Source organism: Microbacterium aurantiacum, from assembly GCF_031625015.1.
Taxonomy (GTDB): domain Bacteria; phylum Actinomycetota; class Actinomycetes; order Actinomycetales; family Microbacteriaceae; genus Microbacterium; species Microbacterium aurantiacum.
The window spans coordinates 386201-403784 of record NZ_JAHWXH010000001.1 but is presented as its reverse complement, the minus strand read 5'-3'; the positions used below and the strand labels follow the sequence as shown (position 1 = coordinate 403784).

At 69.0% G+C, this 17584-nt stretch carries 18 protein-coding genes; 7 read left to right on the top strand and 11 right to left on the bottom strand.

Features of this window, described 5'->3' with window-relative positions:
• Positions 1-62 precede the first annotated feature (62 nt).
• The 3 genes from KZC50_RS01840 to KZC50_RS01830 all read left to right on the top strand — a co-directional run bounded on the left by KZC50_RS01840 (position 63) and on the right by KZC50_RS01830 (position 2980).
• Positions 63-1493, top strand: coding sequence for a dihydrolipoyl dehydrogenase family protein (locus tag KZC50_RS01840; RefSeq protein ID WP_310890427.1), 1431 nt, complete (start codon positions 63-65; stop codon positions 1491-1493).
• A gap of 131 nt (positions 1494-1624) precedes the next feature.
• Positions 1625-2293, top strand: a complete 669-nt coding sequence (locus KZC50_RS01835; RefSeq protein ID WP_310890426.1) for a hypothetical protein — start codon at positions 1625-1627, stop codon at positions 2291-2293.
• Between the two features lie 3 nt (positions 2294-2296).
• The gene (locus tag KZC50_RS01830; RefSeq protein ID WP_310890425.1) at positions 2297-2980 is read left to right on the top strand and encodes a hypothetical protein; all 684 of its coding nucleotides are present in this window, start codon (positions 2297-2299) and stop codon (positions 2978-2980) included.
• 24 nt (positions 2981-3004) lie between these two features.
• Here the strand turns inward: KZC50_RS01830 and KZC50_RS01825 are convergent, their stop codons facing one another.
• The 3 genes from KZC50_RS01825 to KZC50_RS01815 all read right to left on the bottom strand — a co-directional run bounded on the left by KZC50_RS01825 (position 3005) and on the right by KZC50_RS01815 (position 4260).
• Positions 3005-3265: a DUF3072 domain-containing protein gene (locus tag KZC50_RS01825; RefSeq protein WP_310890424.1), complete on the bottom strand. Its 261-nt coding sequence runs from the start codon at positions 3263-3265 to the stop codon at positions 3005-3007.
• Between the two features lie 72 nt (positions 3266-3337).
• Complete coding sequence (locus KZC50_RS01820) at positions 3338-3760, bottom strand: organic hydroperoxide resistance protein (protein WP_053546319.1); 423 nt, start codon at positions 3758-3760, stop codon at positions 3338-3340.
• Positions 3761-3810: 50 nt separating this feature from the next.
• Positions 3811-4260 carry a MarR family winged helix-turn-helix transcriptional regulator gene (locus tag KZC50_RS01815; RefSeq protein ID WP_236968028.1) on the bottom strand — a complete coding sequence of 150 codons (450 nt, stop codon included), beginning with the start codon at positions 4258-4260 and terminating at the stop codon, positions 3811-3813.
• A 129-nt stretch (positions 4261-4389) separates the two neighbouring features.
• Between KZC50_RS01815 and KZC50_RS01810 the strand changes: the two genes are divergently transcribed.
• From KZC50_RS01810 to KZC50_RS01795, 4 genes are all read left to right on the top strand, one after another.
• Positions 4390-5640 (top strand): sensor histidine kinase, encoded by a 1251-nt coding sequence (locus tag KZC50_RS01810; protein ID WP_310890423.1) that lies wholly within the window; start codon positions 4390-4392, stop codon positions 5638-5640.
• Positions 5622-6293, top strand: a complete 672-nt coding sequence (locus tag KZC50_RS01805) for a response regulator (protein ID WP_375294560.1) — start codon at positions 5622-5624, stop codon at positions 6291-6293. Before KZC50_RS01810 ends, KZC50_RS01805 begins: the two co-directional genes overlap by 19 nt.
• Before the next feature lie 33 nt (positions 6294-6326).
• Positions 6327-6737 (top strand): DUF1428 domain-containing protein, encoded by a 411-nt coding sequence (locus tag KZC50_RS01800; protein WP_310890422.1) that lies wholly within the window; start codon positions 6327-6329, stop codon positions 6735-6737.
• A 147-nt stretch (positions 6738-6884) separates the two neighbouring features.
• Complete coding sequence (locus KZC50_RS01795; protein ID WP_310890421.1) at positions 6885-7670, top strand: glucose 1-dehydrogenase; 786 nt, start codon at positions 6885-6887, stop codon at positions 7668-7670.
• Between the two features lie 222 nt (positions 7671-7892).
• Here the strand turns inward: KZC50_RS01795 and KZC50_RS01790 are convergent, their stop codons facing one another.
• Genes KZC50_RS01790 through KZC50_RS01755 form a run of 8 tightly spaced genes read right to left on the bottom strand, consistent with a single transcriptional unit; the run spans position 7893 to position 17580 of the window.
• Entirely contained in the window at positions 7893-9344 is a 1452-nt protein-coding gene (locus KZC50_RS01790; RefSeq protein ID WP_310890420.1) for an aldehyde dehydrogenase family protein, read from the bottom strand.
• Complete coding sequence (locus tag KZC50_RS01785) at positions 9341-11680, bottom strand: molybdopterin-dependent oxidoreductase (RefSeq protein ID WP_375294559.1); 2340 nt, start codon at positions 11678-11680, stop codon at positions 9341-9343. The genes KZC50_RS01790 and KZC50_RS01785 overlap by 4 nt, the downstream gene beginning before the upstream one ends.
• Entirely contained in the window at positions 11677-13188 is a 1512-nt protein-coding gene (locus KZC50_RS01780; RefSeq protein ID WP_310890419.1) for an aldehyde dehydrogenase family protein, read from the bottom strand. Before KZC50_RS01780 ends, KZC50_RS01785 begins: the two co-directional genes overlap by 4 nt.
• Entirely contained in the window at positions 13176-14825 is a 1650-nt protein-coding gene (locus KZC50_RS01775) for a GMC family oxidoreductase (protein ID WP_310890418.1), read from the bottom strand. Before KZC50_RS01775 ends, KZC50_RS01780 begins: the two co-directional genes overlap by 13 nt.
• Positions 14822-15289 carry a hypothetical protein gene (locus KZC50_RS01770; protein WP_310890417.1) on the bottom strand — a complete coding sequence of 156 codons (468 nt, stop codon included), beginning with the start codon at positions 15287-15289 and terminating at the stop codon, positions 14822-14824. The genes KZC50_RS01775 and KZC50_RS01770 overlap by 4 nt, the downstream gene beginning before the upstream one ends.
• Positions 15279-15743 carry a cupin domain-containing protein gene (locus tag KZC50_RS01765; RefSeq protein WP_310890416.1) on the bottom strand — a complete coding sequence of 155 codons (465 nt, stop codon included), beginning with the start codon at positions 15741-15743 and terminating at the stop codon, positions 15279-15281. The genes KZC50_RS01770 and KZC50_RS01765 overlap by 11 nt, the downstream gene beginning before the upstream one ends.
• Positions 15740-16468, bottom strand: coding sequence for a FadR/GntR family transcriptional regulator (locus tag KZC50_RS01760; RefSeq protein ID WP_310890415.1), 729 nt, complete (start codon positions 16466-16468; stop codon positions 15740-15742). The genes KZC50_RS01765 and KZC50_RS01760 overlap by 4 nt, the downstream gene beginning before the upstream one ends.
• A complete protein-coding gene (locus KZC50_RS01755) occupies positions 16465-17580 on the bottom strand; it encodes a mandelate racemase/muconate lactonizing enzyme family protein (RefSeq protein WP_310890414.1) in 1116 nt (371 codons plus the stop codon). The genes KZC50_RS01760 and KZC50_RS01755 overlap by 4 nt, the downstream gene beginning before the upstream one ends.
• Positions 17581-17584 lie beyond the last annotated feature (4 nt).

Below are 17584 nucleotides of genomic sequence, written 5' to 3'. Positions count from 1 at the left end.
CCCGCCCCGCGCCAGAATGGGTCACGACCCACCCCGTCCGAGAGGCCTCCGAGGGAGACGAAATGACCGAGCAGTTCGATGTCGCCGTCGTCGGGGCGGGACCTGCGGGCATCGCCGCGGCTCTCCGCGCCGCCGAGCTGGGGGCCTCCGTCGTCCTCATAGAGCGAGCCGATCACGTCGGCGGCACGTGTGTGAACACCGGCTGCGTGCCGACGCGCGCGCTCGCGAAGGCTGCGCGCTTGATGCGCGAGATCCGCGCGGCGGGGGCGTACGGCATCCGCGTGTCCGATCCCGAGCTCGACTGGTCGGCCACCGCCACCCTCGTGCGCGAGCGGGTGGGTCTCGTCCGTGAGAGCAAGGCCGACCTGGACCGACTCGAGAAGGCCGGCGTCGACGTCCGCCTCAGCACGACGGCCGAGTTCACGGATGCCGACACCCTGCGCCTCCGTGATGACAGCGCCGGCGACGGCACCGCCGCCCCCACCGAGGTCACCGCCTCGTCGGTGATCCTGTGCGTCGGCGGCCACTCCCGCGTCCTCCCGATCCCCGGCGCCGAGCACGCGCTCCTTCCCGAGCACATCCTCACCGTGACGGAGCTGCCGCGGTCGGTCGCGATCATCGGCGGGGGCAACACCGGCGCGCAGGTGTCGACGATCCTCGATTCGTTCGGGGTGCAGGTGACCCTCCTCGACGTCGCCCCGCGAATTCTCATGCCTTCCGACCCCGATGTGAGCGAGGCGATCACGCGCGAGTTCACGCGCCTGGGCATCACCGTCCGCACGGGTCTCGCCGGCGTGGACTCCCTCGAGAAGCAGTCCGACGGCACCATCCTCCTCACCTGGCGCGAGGCCGACGGTGATGATCCGATCACCGCGGCCTTCGACGTCGTCATCATGGCGGCGGGGTGGCCGGCGAACGTCGAGGGACTCGGCCTCGAAGAGGCCGGCGTCGAGATCGAGCGCTCCGCGGTCGCCGTCGATCGCTACTTCCGCTCCTCCGCTCCGCACATCTTCGCGGTCGGTGATCTCACCGGACAGGACATGCTCGTCCAGGCCGCCCAGTTCGAGGCCGAGGCCGCGGCCGAGAACGCCGTCCTCGGTGCGAACCGGGCCACCCCGCACCATCTCCTCCCCGTCGGCGCGTTCACCGATCCCGACTACGCCTCGGTCGGTCTCACCGAGGAGCAGGCGCGTGAACGCGATCCCCAGTGCGTCGTCGCCCTCGCGCGCTACGACCGGCTCGAGCGGGCGATCATCGACGACCGCGCCGTCGGCTTCCTCAAGCTCATCGCCGACGGTCGTCGCTCGCTCATCCTCGGCGCCCATGCGGTGGGGGAGAACGCCGTCGAGGTCATCCAGGCCGTCACCACGGCGATGGCCGCGGGCGCGGACGTGTCGTCTCTCGCGGCGGTGAAGTTCGCCTATCCGACCTATACCGCGATCGTCGGTGTCGCCGCGCGCGACCTCCTCAAGACGGCACCCGATCACCGCTAGCGCCCCGCCCTCGTCCCTGTTGCGGTCCCCGCCGCCCGTCGAGGCCGCACGAGACACCCGTGACCGATGTCACAGCGGAACGTGACGCCCCGGCACTCCCGGCGGACGGCCGATTCCGGTGCGATGGAGGCATGCCCACGACGCAACTCCTCGAAACGATTCCCACGCCACCCACCGTTCCGTTCTGGCGCCGGCCCTTCCGCCTCATCCGCGAGAACGCCCGCGCCTACCTGATCCTGAGCCTCGCCGCCTACGGTCTCGTGGCCCTCGGTTTCGCGCTCGGCATGCTCTTCCCCGAGCTTCCCGCCGCTCGCGCCGTTGCTCTCGAGGCGGACGGCACCGGTGAGCTCGTCCGCGCGGTCGCGGAGTCCGCGCCGCTGTTCGCGCTGGTGATCTTCGCGGTGAACGTGTTCCGCCTGAGTCTGTTCACGATCGTCCTGCCCTCGCTCGTCGTACCCTTCGCAGGGCTCGCCTTCTTCGGCTACTGGGCCGTGGAGACCGGGATCACTCTCGTGCAGACCACCCCGGTCGGGTGGGTCGCGATGATCCCCCATGCGCTCACCGTTCTGATCGAGCTGCAGGCCTACGTGCTGTTCCTCCTCGGCGCGTATCTGCTCGGCCGCGCCTGGATCTTCCCCCGCCGTATCGGGGCGACGAGCCGGCGCCGGGCGTACCTCCAGGGACTCAGAAGCATGGGTCTGCTCGCTCTTCCGGCCCTCGCGCTGCTGGTGATCGGGGCGCTCTGGGAGGCGTACTCGCTGCGCTACCTCGTCCACCCGCTCAGCCAGATCCTCCTCTGATCCATGCCCACGCCCTCGAACCGCGCGCCGTCGTGGCGAGCCCGTCTCGCCGAGCGCCGCGCGAAGCCCGGTGACGGTCGTCCGCTTCCGCCCTACCGCTGGTGGCACACGCTCACCCGGTCGCTCTTCCTCCTCGATCGGCCGGCCGGCGTCAGCCCTGCCGGAATCCCGGTCATGACGACGTACGCCGTCGATGTTCGCCAGCTCGGCGATCGCGACGACGGTGAGGTCCGCGCGCGTCTCTACCGCGACGGCGTGCAGACGGCAGTGTCGCGGCTTCCTGCCCGCTTCGCCGTCCTCGGCGGGCACATCGAGGTGGCTGCGCGCACCACGGGGCTCCGTCGCTGTCATTTCGTGACGGATGCCGGCGACGAGCGTCAGCTCGACCCGCACCCTCGTTCGGCCGAGGGTCTGCGCGCGCGTCTGCACCATCGGCATCCGTCGCTCAGCCGCGCGATCGGAACTCTCGCGACCCTCATCGTGCTCGTCGGGGTGTGCATCGCGGTGCCTCAGCTCGTGGAGACGCTGACGCAGATCCCACAGGTCGTCGATACGGTCGGGACGTTCACGTCGCCGATCCGCCTGTCGACGGCCGGGAACGTCGCGGTGACCCTCGCGGTCGTCCTCGCCACGACAGAGCGCGCCCTCCGGTTACGGTCGTCGTGGCTCGACGACCTCGCCGGATGAGCGCGCTCGATCCTGGTGGGTTCTTCAGCCCTGACCGCGTCCTGACGCGGCCTGCAGGCGCTCGATCTCTTCGGATGCCTGCGCCTTGGTGAGGTCGGCGGGCACCTGCTCCCCGGCTTCGCGCGCGAGGGTGTCGAGGTAGGACCGCTGCGGGCCGGTCATGGGCTCGTCGCCCGTGACCCACGTCGAGGGGTCCTTCTCCGCGGAGTTGTCGGAGCCGGCATCGGGCTCGGTGGCGCCGAGCATCTCGCGGTCGTCGTCGGGGGTGGGGTTCGTTGTGGACATGGGTTGACGGTAGGCCCGCCCGTCGACACCCGGTCCGGGGTTGACAGGCCCGGGTGGACAGACCCCGCGGGATCAGTCGTCGACGACGGTGACCGTGACCTCGATGTTGCCGCGGGTGGCGTTGGAGTACGGGCACACCTGGTGCGCCGCGTCCGCCAGCTGCTGGGCGACGGCGTGATCGAGTTCGGGGATGTTCACTTCGAGGGCGACGGCGAGGCCGAATCCGCCCTGTCCGTTCGATCCGAGGGCGACGCGGGATCCGACGCTCGAGCCTTCGATCGAGACCTTCTGGGCGCGCGCGACGCTCTGGAGGGCGCTGTGGAAGCAGGCCGCGTAGCCGGCGGCGAAGAGCAGTTCGGGGTTCGGTGCGCCGCCGGCGCCGCCGAGCTCCTTCGGGGTGCGGACGTCGGTGTCGAGGATGCCGTCCGCGGTGCGGACGTGACCGTCACGGCCTCCGCCGGTGGCGAGCGCTTCTGCGGTGTAGAGAGTCTCCATGGGGGAGTTCCTTTCTTTCGGGGGAGGGGTACGAGGGAAAGACAGGGGAGTCAGGATGCCGCGCGCAGCCCGCTCGCGAGCGCACGCATGTTCGCCGTGATGGCCGTGAGCTGCTCCAGCAGTTCCGGCAGGCTGCGGCCGCTGTCGACGAAGGCGGGCACGAGGCAGCCCACCGCGCCGATGACTTCGCCGTGCACGCGTCGCCCGTCCTCGCTCAGCGAGACCCGGACCACGCGCTCGTCCTGATCGTCACGGCGACGGTCGACGAGTCCGCGGGTTTCCAGTCGGCGCAGCAGGGGCGACAGGGTGCCGGAGTCGAGGGCCAGTTCCTCGCCGAGGGAGCTCACGGTGCGCTCGCCGGTGGCGAGGACCACCATCGCGAGGTACTGCGGGTACGTCAGCGACCAGGGCTTCAGTACTTCGCGGTACGCCTGCGTCGTCGCGTGCGACGCGGAGTACATCGCGAAGCACACGAACTCGTCGAGCGTGGTGGCTGCCATTGCAAAAGCATTGCACGCAACTCAATTGCCCACAACCTAATGCCGAGACGCGCCTCCCCCCCCAACCCGCCCCGGATGTGACACTTTCGGACGATGCCCTCGCCCGACCCCGATTCCTACGCTGGATCCATGACCGCGAGCACGACCCCCACGGCCCCCACACCTCCCGCAGAACCACGAGCGACCGCCCCGACCCGTGCCCGCCGGGTCGGGCGCGAGATCGCCGCGATCGTCTCCGTCGGCCTCGCGGGTGCCCTGATCTTCATCATCAACTTCGGTCTGAGCGTCGATTCCGGGGCTGACGACACCGCGCTGCGCTTCGCCGGCATCTTCTTCCTCGACCTTCTGCTCGGGCTTCTCGCCGTCGGTCTCGTCCCGCTCCGCCGGTACGTCCCGCTCACGACCGCGATCCTTCTGGCGGTCGCGGCGGCCCTGTCGTCGTTCGCGGTTCCGGCGGCTCTGCTCGCGCTCGTGTCGCTCGCCACCCACCGCCGCACGCGTGACATCGCCATCGCGACCGCGGTCTGGCTCGTTTCCGGCGCCGCCGCCGCGCTTCTCGGCCTCGACCTGATCGGCGCCCCGCTCGCCCCCGTCGATCTCGCGATCACCCTCGCGGTCACGGCGCTCCTCCTCGCCGTCGCGATCGCCATCGGCGTCTCGATCGGATCCCGCCGCGCCCTCGTCGCCTCCCTCCAGGAGCGCGCGATCCTCGTCGAAGAAGAGCAGCGCCTCCGCGAGGATGCCGCGCGTGACCACGAGCGCGCCCGCATAGCCCGTGAGATGCACGACTCGCTCGCGCACCGCCTGTCCCTGACGGCGATGCACGCGAGTGCGCTCCGCTACCGCGACGATCTCGACGCCGACGAGCGCGCTGCGGTCGTCGAGACCGTCCACGACAACGCCCGCGCGTCGCTCGGTGAGCTCCGTGACATCCTCGCCGTCGTCCGCGCTCCCGGGTCGGCCGAGTCCGACCACCCGCAGCCGACCCTCGACGACCTCGAGGCCCTCATCGCCACCGTCACCGCCGCCACCTCGGTCGACACCCGCATCGCCGTCGACACCGCGTCGCTGTCCCCGACGGTCAGTCGCCACGCGTACCGCATCGTGCAGGAGTGCCTCACGAATGCCCGCCGTCACGCCCCCGGTGCGCCGGTCACCCTCACGGTCGCCGGCACGGTCGGCGACCGCCTCGCCCTCACCGTCCGCAACCCCCTGCCCGCCGACGCCCAGACCCCCACACACGCTCAGGCCCCCACCCCCGGCTTCGGCCTGATCGGGATCGATGAGCGCGTCCGCGCCGTCCAGGGCACCCTCGACATCACCCCGGGTCCCGACGAGTTCCGCGTGGAGGTGAGCCTCCCGTGGTCGATCAGCGCATGACGGATGCCGTCACCGTCGTCCTTGTCGACGACGACCCGCAGGTGCGATCGGCGCTGCGTCTCGTTCTCGGAACCGACGCGGCCCTCACCGTCGTCGGCGAGGCGGCGGACGGACTCGAGGCCGAAGCGGTCATCGCCCGTCACCGCCCCGATGTCGTCCTCATGGACATCCGGATGCCGCGCTGCGACGGCCTCACCGCGACCGCCCGCGAGATCGCGCGCGATCCGTCGCAGGCGATCATCGTGCTCACGACCTTCGATGCTGATGAGGACGTCGTCCGCGCGCTCCGCGCCGGCGCCCGCGGATTCCTCCTGAAGGATGCTCCGCCGTCCGAGCTCGTCGCGGCGATCCGCGCCGCCGCCGAGGGCCGCCCCGTCCTCGCGCCGGGTGTCCTCGACACCGTGATGCGTCTCGCCGCCGACCACACCCGCCTCCCCGACGCCGCCGATCAGAAGGCTCTGGCGTCCCTCACTCCGCGCGAGCTCGAGATCGCGCAGGCCGTCGCGCGCGGCGCCTCGAATGCCGAGATCTCCGCCGAGCTGTTCCTCTCCATTCCCACGGTGAAGACGCATGTCAGTCGCGTGCTCGGCAAACTCGGCGTCGAGAGTCGCACCCAGGCCGCCGCTCTGATCCTCCGCGCCGGTCGCGGCTAGGGTTCCCCCAGGAGCGAGCAGGAGGAGTGACGCATGACGATCGCTGAGATCACGGTCGTGCCGGTGCCGGCGGATCGCCGGGTCGCCTATGTCGACTTCTCGAAGAGGATGGCGGCGGTCTATCGCGACCATGGTGCCCTCCGCGTGACCGACTACTGGCAGTCGAGCGCATCCCCCGATCAGGCCGACTTCCATGCCGAGGGCACATCGTATGAGGCCGGCGAGCTCCGGAGCTTCGCCGACCTCGTCGGCGCGAGTGCGTCCGAGTCCGTCGTCGTATCGATTACCGTCTGGCCCTCACGTGAGGCACGGGATCGGGGAGCGGCGGCTGCGTCGCGAGACCCACGGGTCCTCGCGACGATGGACGAGGATGCCGTTTTCGACGGTGCGCGCGTGACCGGCGACGTTTTCGATATCGCGCTGACTGTCCCCGGCGCCGACTGAGCCCGCCCGCGCCCGTGTAGCTCCGCTCCGCCCGAAACGCAACCGCCGACACGTCCCACGCCCCGGTGGAACAGTGGAGTCATGCCTCGGAATCCGGACCCGAACCGGACCCGACCCGGGGCCAGCGATACGAAAGGCGAGAGACACATGACTGCACGATTCACCGACCGCACCGTCCTCATCACCGGCGCCGGCTCCGGCCTCGGCCGCGCGAGCGCCGTCCGCCTGGCTTCCGAGGGCGCGAACCTCTCCCTCGTCGACCTGTCCGAGGAGGGCCTGAAGGCGACGACGGATGCCGTCCGCGAGGTCGCGCCGGACGCCAAGCTCCTCACCGTCACCGCGGATGTCTCCAGCGAGGAGGACACGCAGCGCTACGTCGATGAGACAGTGTCGACCTTCGGCCGCATCGACGGCTTCTTCAACAACGCCGGCATCGAGGGCAAGCAGAACCTCACCGAGGACTTCAGTGCCGACGAGTTCGATCGTGTCGTCTCGATCAACCTGCGTGGCGTCTTCCTCGGTCTCGAGAAGGTCCTGAAGGTCATGCGTGAGCAGGGGAGCGGCGCTGTCGTGAACACCGCGAGCGTCGGTGGTATCCGCGGCATCGGTCGCCAGTCCGGTTACGCCGCCGCGAAGCACGGTGTCGTGGGTCTGACTCGCAACTCGGCCGTCGAGTACGGCGAGTTCGGTGTCCGCCTGAACGCGATCGCCCCGGGTGCGATCTGGACGCCCATGGTTGAGAACTCCATGAAGCAGCTCGACCCCGACGACCCCCGCGGCGCGGCCGAGCAGTTCATCCAGGCGAACCCCACCAAGCGCTACGGCGAGGCTCCCGAGATCGCGGCGGTGGTCGCCTTCCTCCTCTCCGACGACGCCTCCTACGTCAACGCCACGGTCATTCCGATCGACGGTGGCCAGTCCGCCAAGTACTGAGGAGTCCAACGGCGCGGGACACGGTGTCCGACCACGGACGCCGTGTCCCGCGCCAGCCCTGACGCCACGGATCAGCGCCTGCCCGCCTGCAACTCTGCGTCTTCCAGTCGGGAAACTTGATCTCATCGTCTGCTCAACGCCGTGGGCATGAGCAACTGGCACCCGTTCTGGCGACCTGACCGGCGGACTCGACGCCCCCGGCGTTATCGGCAGTGTTCGCGATCAGGCCGGCAGCCGGACCGCTTTGACCTCGAGGAACTCTTCGAATCCGAAGTGGCCGAACTCGCGCCCCAAGCCGGACTGCTTGTATCCGCCGAACGGTGCGCGGATGTCCATCCCGCCTCCGTTGACAGAGATCATTCCCGCTTCGATGCGTGAAGCCACGGCGAGGGCCCAGTCGCGATCGCCGCTGTACACGGCGGCGGCGAGACCGTATTCGGTGTCGTTCGCGAGGCGGACCGCGTCTTCGACGTCGTCGTAGGCCTGGATCGATAGGACGGGGCCGAAGATCTCCTCGCGCGCGATCGTCATTTCGGGTGTTACCTCGGAGAACACGGTCGGCCTCACGAAATAGCCTCCCCGGTTCTCCTCCGTGAGCTCCGGGTCCTCGGGCCCACCGACCACGAGCTTCGCGCCCTCATGGATGCCGGTCTCGATGTAGGAGCGGACGCGGTCCTTCTGCGCCTGTGAGGCAAGCGGCCCGATCTCGTTCTGTTCGCTCGAGGAGGGGCCGACCCGTCGGGTGGACATCATGTCTGCCGCGAGCTTCTCGACCTCGCCGAGCCGGTCGCGCGGGACGATCATGCGGGTGTAGCCGTCGCATCGCTGGCCGTTGTTCAGCAGAAGGTCTTCCACACCGAATCGGACGGCCTCTTCGAACGGCGCGTCGGGAAGGATCACGAGGGGACTCTTTCCGCCCAGTTCCAGTGCGACCTTGGCGACCTTCTGAGCGGCGAGCTCGCCGATGCGACGCCCGGCGCGCGTGGATCCGGTGAAGGAGATCATCCGGACGGTGGGGTGGGCGACGAGCGGTTCCCCCACGTCGGGGCCGTTCCCGAAGACGACGTTGATCACGCCCGCCGGCAGTCCCGCGGTGTGGAGGACTTCGGCGAAGACCGCGGCGGTCAGGGGGGCGACTTCGCTCGGCTTGACCACGACGGTGTTCCCGGCCGCGATGGCGAAGGCCGCCTTGACGGTGACGAGGTGAAGCGGGAAATTCCACGCCGTGATCGCCCCGACGACGCCGATCGGCTCGCGCACGATGAGGTTGTCTCCGAGGGATTCGGTGAACGCGTAGGTCTCGGCGATGTCGGCTGCAATGTCGAAGCTCATCACCGGAGTCAGGGTCTGCGACCCCGCGGAGATGGCCGCGTTGGCTCCCACCTCTCGCGCGATGAGGCTCGCCATCTGGTCGTGTCGAGCCTCGAGTTCTCGCGCGATGGCTCGCAGGTATTGGGCGCGGTCGCGTCCGCTTACGTTCCGCCAGCCCTCGAGCGCGTTCTCTGCGGCGGCGACGGCCCGCTCGACATCGCGGCCGTCGCTGAGCGGTGCGGACCCCATCACCTCCCCGGTGTTCGAGTCGAACACGTCCGCGGTCGTCGCGGTGGAGGGGGCGATCCACACGCCGCCGATGTAGTTGTGGGTGATGTCGAGCCGGTTGTCTGCGGCGTTCATTCGGGTTCTCCTGACTGAGGCGGGGTCTGAGGGCGGGGATGGATTCTGGGGGGTCGATGCGCGTCGACCGACGGCGGGACCTCGTCGAGGCGCTCGAGGTCGACGAGACAGGTATGGGCGGACGGGCCCTGGGCCAGCGAGGATGTGCCGATGTCTACGGTGAGCACGTTGGGATTGCCGTGTCGGTCGAGCGAGCCGGCTTCGGCCGGATCTACCGGGTCGTACCATGCCCCGGTGGGGAGGGAGAGCACTCCTGGACGGATGCCGGTGTCGATGCGAACGGCGGCGAGGCACGCTCCACGCGCGTTGAAGATGCGCACGACCTCGTCGTCGGTCACCATGCGTCGCGCGGCGTCCTCGGGCGAGATCCGCACCACGGTGCGCCCGTCGACCTTGTGACGACGGGATTCCGAGCCGTGGTCGTACTGACTGTGTAGTTTGCCGTCCGGCTGGGGCGAGACGAGGTGGAACGGGTAGGTCCGTGCGAGGTCCCCGCCGAGCCATTCCGCGGGTTCCATCCACCGCGCCCATCCGGGGCAGTCCGCGTACCCGAAGTCGTCGATCGTCGCCGAGTACAACTCGATCCTTCCCGAGGGCGTGGTCAGCGGGTTCTCCTGGGGGTTGCGCCGCAGCGAGGAGAACGCGGTCGGCGCGACGCGCGGCATGTCGAGCTGGATGCTCCCTCGCCGGCGGAAGGTCTCGAGATCGGGGAGGTCGAACCCGAGGCTCCGCGCTTTCGAGCGAGTCTCATCCCACAGCCGTTCGACCCATTGCGCAGGGCTCCGGCCTTCGGTGAAGGTCTCTCCGAAGCCCATGTGGGTGGTGATCGCGGCAAACGTTTCGTAGTCGGTGACGACGCCGGGAGGTGGGTCGGCGACCCGATCCATCCAGCTCAGCCAGTTGTCGGCCATGCCGATGGTGAAGTCCTCGCGTTCGAGGGATGTGGCGGCGGGGAAGACGATGTCTGCGCGCTTGGCGAGCGCGTTCCAGTAGGGCTCGTGCACCACGATGGTGTCGGGCTTCTCCCATGCGCGCATCAGACGGTTGAGATCTTGATGATGGTGAAAGGGATTTCCCCCGACCCAGTAAACGAGGCGGATGTCGGGATACCGCGCGGTGCGGCCGTTGTACTCGAAGGCCTCGCCGGGGTGGAGCAGCAGATCCGCGATACGGGCCACGGGGATGAACGAGCTCACGGGATTCTTCCCCTGGGGGAGCGCGGCGGCGGGGGACAGTCGATCCCACACGTGGGCGTTGTGCATCGAGGAGTATCCGGTGCCGAACCCGCCGCCGGGGAGACCCAGGGATCCGGACATCGCCGCGAGCGTGAGGGCCGCCCAGTACGCCATCTCACCGTGATGCTGCCGCTGCAACGACCACGTCACCGCGATCAGGCTGCGGTGCGATCCGATGCGATGGGCCAGGTCGATGATGACGGATTCGGGGACCTCGGTGATCTCGGAGGCCCACCTCGCGTCCTTGGCCTGACCGTCGATGCTGCCGGTCAACTCCGCCCGGACGCGTTCCCACCCCACGCAGCACCGTTGGAGAAAGTCGATGTCGGCGAGTCCCGCATCGAGGATCGTGTGCGCCAATCCGAGCATGAGAGCGACGTCGGTGTTCGGCCGGAGCGGCACCCACTGCCCTCCGAGCTGCTCCACGGTATCGGTGCGCACCGGAGTGATCAGTGTGAAGCTCACGCCCGCCTGTGCGGCGGCCTCCTGGCCGGCGAGATTGACGTGGGCGCCGACCCCGCCGGGATTCACTTGAGTGCTGCGGGCGGGGAGCCCGCCGAAGGCGACGAATTCCTGCGTGTGCTCGGCGATCTCCTTCCAGGAAGGGACGGAACGGAGGAACTCGGCGCGGTCTCCGACGAGGTGGGGGAGGATGACTTCGTCCGCCGCGTGCGAGTACGTGTTGACGGACCGCGTGTATCCGCCGATTGAGTTGAGGAACCGGTGGACCTGCGACTGCGCATGGTGGAAGCGCCCGGCGCTTCCCCAGCCGTAGGAGCCGCCGAAGATGCTCTCGTTGCCGTACTCGCGCCCGATCCGCTCGAGTTCGGACGCGACCAGTTCCACCGCTTCGTCGGCGGTCACCTCGACGAACTCGTCGGCGCCGCGGCCCTTGCGCGAGCGGTTCTCGAGCCACCCTTTCCTCACGGCAGGTGCCGTGATGCGCGGACCGCCCCGAAGGTTCCCCCGATAGTTCTGCCCTATCGGCGAGGGGGCTGGATCATCCGGAACCGGCGTGACGCCCACCACCTCGTCATCCACGGTGTCGACGAGATAACTGCCCCAGTGGCTGGCGGTGCGGCCGCGCCGAGCGTTGCTCACACGCCCACCTCGACCCCGTCGACGCGGCGCGGTAGGTGCCACGGGTTGGCGTCGCGGAGAGCCGGCGGAAGCATCTCGTCGGTCATCCCCTGATATGCGACCGGTCGCTGGAAGCGGCGCACGGCGGTCGCGCCCACCGAGGTGAACATGCCGCCCGCGGATGACGCCGGGTACGGGCCGGCGTGATTCTGCGCCCAGGTCACGGCGACGCCCGTCGGGACGCTGTTGAGGATCACTCGTCCGCTCTGCGCCTCGGCCGCGGTGATCAGCGAGGCGGTCGTGCTCTTCTCGTCGGCGTCTGCGGCGGTGGTATCAGCGAAGACCGAGACGGTCAGCGACGGCGGGACGACCCGCAGAGCGGCGAGGAGTTCCGGTATACCGTCGTACCGCACCACGAGCGTGGCGGGGCCGAAGCACTCGACGAGCGCCCGAGGCGAGGTGCGCAGAGCGGCAGCGGTGATCTGAGCGAGTCCCGGCGTCACCGCCGACCCGGCGGCCGGGTGTGGGGCCACCAGCAGATCCGCTCCGGCGTTGGCAACATCGCTCACGTGGGACACGAAGCTGTCACGGATGCCCTCGGTGAGGAGGAATGCCGCATCCATCGCGGACAGCGAGCCGACGAGGGCATCGACGATGTCGTCGCCCTCCTCGCCGGAGGGGAGGAACACCAGGCCCGGTTTCGTGCAGAACTGTCCCGCGCCGAGAGTGACCGAGCCGGCGAGGTCGCGGGCCAGGCCCGGGCGTCGCGCGGCGCTGGGCAGGACGATGAGCGGATTCAAGGAACCCATCTCCGCGTAGACCGGGATGGGCCGCTCACGCGCCGCGGCGAGATCCATGAGGAGTCGGCCGACGGATTCGCTGCCGGTGAATCCGACGGCACTGATCGCGGGGTGCTCGACCACTCGACGTCCGGCGTCTCGACCGAACACGATAGACACCGCATCCGGCTGACCGTGCGCGTCGGCGGTGCGACGCATCGTTTCCATCACGGCGGCGTCGAGCGCTGGGTGGGCCCCGTGGGCCTTCACCACGACCGGGCACCCGGCCGCCAGCGCGGAGGCGGTGTCGCCCCCGGCTGCGGAGAATGCGAACGGGAAGTTGCTTGCGCCGAACACGGCGACGGGGCCGAGCGGGATCAGCATGCGGCGAAGATCCGGTGCGGCTCCGGCGGCGTGGTCGATGACGACCTCGAACATTGCACCGTCTCGAAGCACCTTCGCGAACAGGCGGAGCTGTCCGGTCGTGCGACTGAGCTCGCCGTCCAACCGCGCGTGGCCGAGTGCGGACTCACGGTCAGCCAGGGCCACCAGCTGCTCGCGGCGACCGTCGAGGTCGTTGGCCATCGCCTCGAGCATCTCGGCTCGCTGCGTGGGAGATGTCGCGGCGAGGGCCTCGGCACCGGCGGCGGCTGCCGCGCAGATCCGGTCGACCTCGACATCGCTCGTCTCCTCGGCGACCCGTTCGATCGCGTCTCCCGAACGGGGGTCGACGGACATCACCTGACCCATGCGGGGGTCTCCTTTCCGAGGTGTTCCAGAATGCGCGTCGCGCAACGCAGGGCCATGGCGCCGATGGTGCTCGTAGGGTTCACGGCGCCCCCGGTCGGCATCGACGACCCGTCGCAGATGTAGAGGCCCGGCGCATCCCATGCCTGGTGGTCTGGATCGATCACCGAGGTCGCGGGGTCATCGCCGAGCGGTGCCGTGCCCATGAGGTGCCACGCGGGCGGCATGTAGTCGCCGCCGGCGCCGCGGAAGCGATTGACCTTCACCTCGCGCGCGCCGGCTGCCTCCAGGATGTCGACGGCCCGGGCGCAGGCGTACTCGAGCAGGCGCTCGTCGTTGTCGTCGAGACGATAATGAATGAAGGGTGCGGGCACGCCGTCCGCGTCCACGAGATCGGGGTCGAGCGTGACGCGGTTGGTCGGCGAGGGCAGGTCCTCGGTCTGAACGAGCACCGCCATCCCGCGGTTGAGGTGCTGATCCATCCACTGGTGGTGATCGGCGCCCCATGGGGCGACATTCCCCGAGTGTGAACCGTTGGCTTGGAAGCCCGGCCCGTTCATTCCCGAGCAGAGCAGCGTGAACCCGTTGATGAACCCGCGCTCGACGTCCGTCTCCGCGTACTCGGCCGAGTACGCGGCCGCGCAGATAACGCCTTTGTGCGGATCGAGCATCTCATCCGTCCACCCCTCGACGATTGCCAGGCCGTGGAACATGAGGTTCCGGCCGACGAGGTCGGAGCTGTTCGCGAGCCCCTGGGGGTGGCTGTCGGATGCTGATGCGAGCAGCAGGCGCGGGGTTCCGATGCCGTTGGCGCAGAGGATGACGCGATCCGCGGGCTGGAAGTAGCGGGCTCCCGTCTCCGCGCTCACGTAGGTCGCTCCAGTGACGCGCCCGGTGTCGTCGGATTCGATCCGGACCACGCGGGATCCGGTGCGCAACTCCACACCCGCCGCAAGCGCGCGGGGCCAATAGGTGTTGTGCGAGCCGGCCAGAGCGTCGATCGAGCAGCCGCTCTGACAGTCACCGCAGGCGTTGCACGCCGCGCGGCCGCGATATTCGCGCGAGTTCACCGCCATCGGGAACGGCCACCAGTGCCAGCCGAGTTGCTCGCAGCCACGCGCGAAGGCCTCTCCGCGGCGACCGATCGGCAGCGGCGGGTTGGGGTACGGATCGTGGGCGGGGAACGCGGGATCGCCGTCGAGCCCGCTCACTCCCATCGACCGGTCGTTCTCCGCGTAGAACGGGGAGAGGTCGTCGTAGGAATACGGCCAGTTCTCGCTGCGGCCGTGCTCGTCTTTCTTCACGAAATCCGTTGGGCGGAAGCGTGGCCAGGCGGCGGTGTAGATCGCGGTCGATCCACCCACCTCATTGAACATGAGCGGTTGCACGGCATCGGTGCCGATCGGGTAGTCCTCGGCCCACCCGCGCGTGTTCGGAGAGGTGCTCCACGCGTATTGCCGTTCGAGTTCGTAGTAGCGGTCGGCATGCGGGCGGGACCCGCCGGGCACCCACCGTCCCTGCTCGAGGCAGACGACCGGCACACCGGCTTCGGCGAGGGTGCAGCTGATCGCACCGCCGGCCATGCCCGCTCCGATCACGAGAACGGGTACCGGGGGAAGGGTCTCCGTCGGTGTTGTCATGATGCTTCCTTCAAACTCAGGCCGACGCGGTCGGCCGGGATCCACACACGTCGCGAGCGGTCGACGTTCGCGACGACATCCGGTGTCATGGGCGGCATCCTGTACCCGCGTGGTTGCGGCGCCTCGTTGATGTCGTAGCCCTGCTCGCGCAGCACCCGGATGACGACGGGCTGGGCGTAATAGCCGAAATACACGCATCGCCGCAGCACGTCGAAAAGATCGGGCGAGTCCTGCTCCAGGGCAGCCACTGCATCGTGGCGGGCGCCCTGGTTGAGGGTGCCGAAACGATCGGGTGCGCCGATCTGTTCGCACGCGAGGCGCAGCGTATCGGTCTCCGTGGGCCGGAGCCGACCTAGCAGGTCGACGCCGAGGTGCACCTCCGACGGTGCGGGGCGCCCACGCTCGGCGGGGATGAGCACGTCAGCGATCAGATCGATGGCACGCGCGAGGTCATCATGCGTCATCTGCCGACTCCAGGATCTCGTAGGGGCTCGCGGTCGGCCAGGTCGGCAGGAGCGGGACGAGCATGATGCCGCCGATGACGGCGAGGCGCAGGGTGGTGTCGCCGGTGCAGAAGACCCGATGATCCACATTGATCCTGTTCAGCACGGCGTCGCCGGTCGCGAGGGGGAAGTTCTCGCCCTCCTGCTCGACGTATCCCTCGCCCTCGATCACGTAGTACACCTCTTCGCAGTTGTGACGGTGGAGAGGGGAGTGGTGCCCGGGATCGATCTCGACCAGACCGAGGCATAGCGTCGACGCATCGAATCCGACTTCGGGATAGATGAGCTTGCGATCCCGCACGCCGGCGCGACCCACCTCCATCGGTGCTCCCGAACCGAAGTCCTCCGGGCTGATCACAACCCGCTGCCCCGCGGCGTTGTGGGTGGTGCTCTGGCTGATCGATGTCGTGGTCATTGTTCCTCCTTGGGTAGGTGTTCTTTCGTATAGGTGACGATCCAGTCGACGGCGTCGTCGAGGTGTGCCCGCATGGCGTCCCGAGCACCGACTTCGTCTTGACGTCGGATCGCATCGAAGATCTCCGAGTGGTCATCGACGGCGCGTTGGGTCTGACCCGGGACGCCGAGCGAGAGCCGCCGCTCAGCGCCGCCCTCGTCTTGGATCTGGTCGATCAGGCGCGAGATGGCGGGGTTGCCGATGCTGTGCCCGATGAGTCGGTGAAATTCTGCGTCCGCCGCCACGACGCGCGGGTGATCACGAGGGGAATCTCCCGCCATCTGCGTGATTGTCGCTTCGAGGGGTCCCAGGTGCGCTTCCTTCCTCTGCAGCGCCGCCAGTCCCGCGATGCCGGGCTCGACCGCCCGCCGCAGCTCGAACAGCTCGAGGATGTGGATGTCCTTCGCTATCCATGCGGCCAGCGAGCCGTCGGCGATTGGTTCCGGCAGCCGGGCATACGTCCCCGAACCGGGACGAGTCTCGACGTAGCCAGTGGATTGCAGAACGCGCAGCGATTCGCGAAGCGAGATCCTGCTGATTCCGAACTGCGCGCACAGGTCCCGCTCGGACGGCAGACGGGCGCCGACGGGTATGTCACCCGATTCGATTCGCTCTCTGATCTGATCAGCGGCTGCCGTCCACAGGGGCTTTGGAGTCAGTCGCTCGTAAGGCGTGTCGTTGCTCATAGCGTTCGATACTCCTCTACGACCTGCATGCGTGGTGCGGGACTGAGGCCGGGCCCCTCGTAGGGGAGCGCGCGGCGGGGACTGATCTGCAAGGGTTGCGAGAGCAGCTCGGTCCGCAGCGGCCACGGGCTGACATCCCGAAGTATCGGCGCGGGCTCGCCGACCACCGCGCACAGCGCGAGCATCGCCGCGAACCCGATATCCGACGCGTAATGATGCGTGCTGTAGGTGAGGTCCGCCCCGCGCGCTGCCCGCGCTCCGGCGATGGCTGCGCTGAGACCGCCGACTCGGGCGAGATCGGGCATGACCACTTCCACGGATCCAGAACCCGCCAACGCGGTGAGCTCCTCCTCGCAGTAGCAGTTCTCACCGGCTGCGATCGGCATCGTCGCCCGCTCGTGCAGCTCCGCGTAGCCGGCGACGTCGTCGCGGACGAGGGGCTCTTCGAGCCAGCCGAGGTCGTACGGCTCGAAGCGGTCGATCATCGCGGAGGCTTCGGCACGGGACCAGCCCATGTTGGCGTCGACAAGCAGCCCTCCTCCGATTCGCTTCGAGACGGTGCGCACGAGCTCTTCATCGACCTCCGGGCCGAATCCGACGCGGACCTTCACATTGGAGAAGCCCTCGGCGAGTGCGGATGCTGCAGCCGCGGCCGTCTCGGCGGGGGTCCCGCCGAAGCCCACGGCGTACAGCGGAACGGCGAGCTGCCTTCCGCCGAGGATCTCCCAGACCGGCTTCTCGATCGACTTGCCGTACGCGTCCCACAGCGCCATTTCGATGGCGCCGAGCGCGGCGCTGATCCCGACCGGTGACCACAGGCTGCGGAGCCGTTCGGTGCGTGTGCGAGCCGCCGAGATCGCGGTGCTGATGTCGGCCTGCTGATCGAGGGGAAGGCCGATGAACATCGGCGCGAGCGCCGCGACGGTCGCCGCGCGTTCTTCGAGCGACCACAGGGGGAAGGTCACACTCGTTTCACCCCAGCCTTCGACGCCGGAGTCCAACCGCACCCGCACGAGGCCGACGTTTCGCTCCGAGGCCGAGCCCCAGGAGAAGACGGCGGGAGTGGGGAGCGGCGAGCGGAGGCCGAGGAACGTGATGTCGGAGATTGTCATTGCG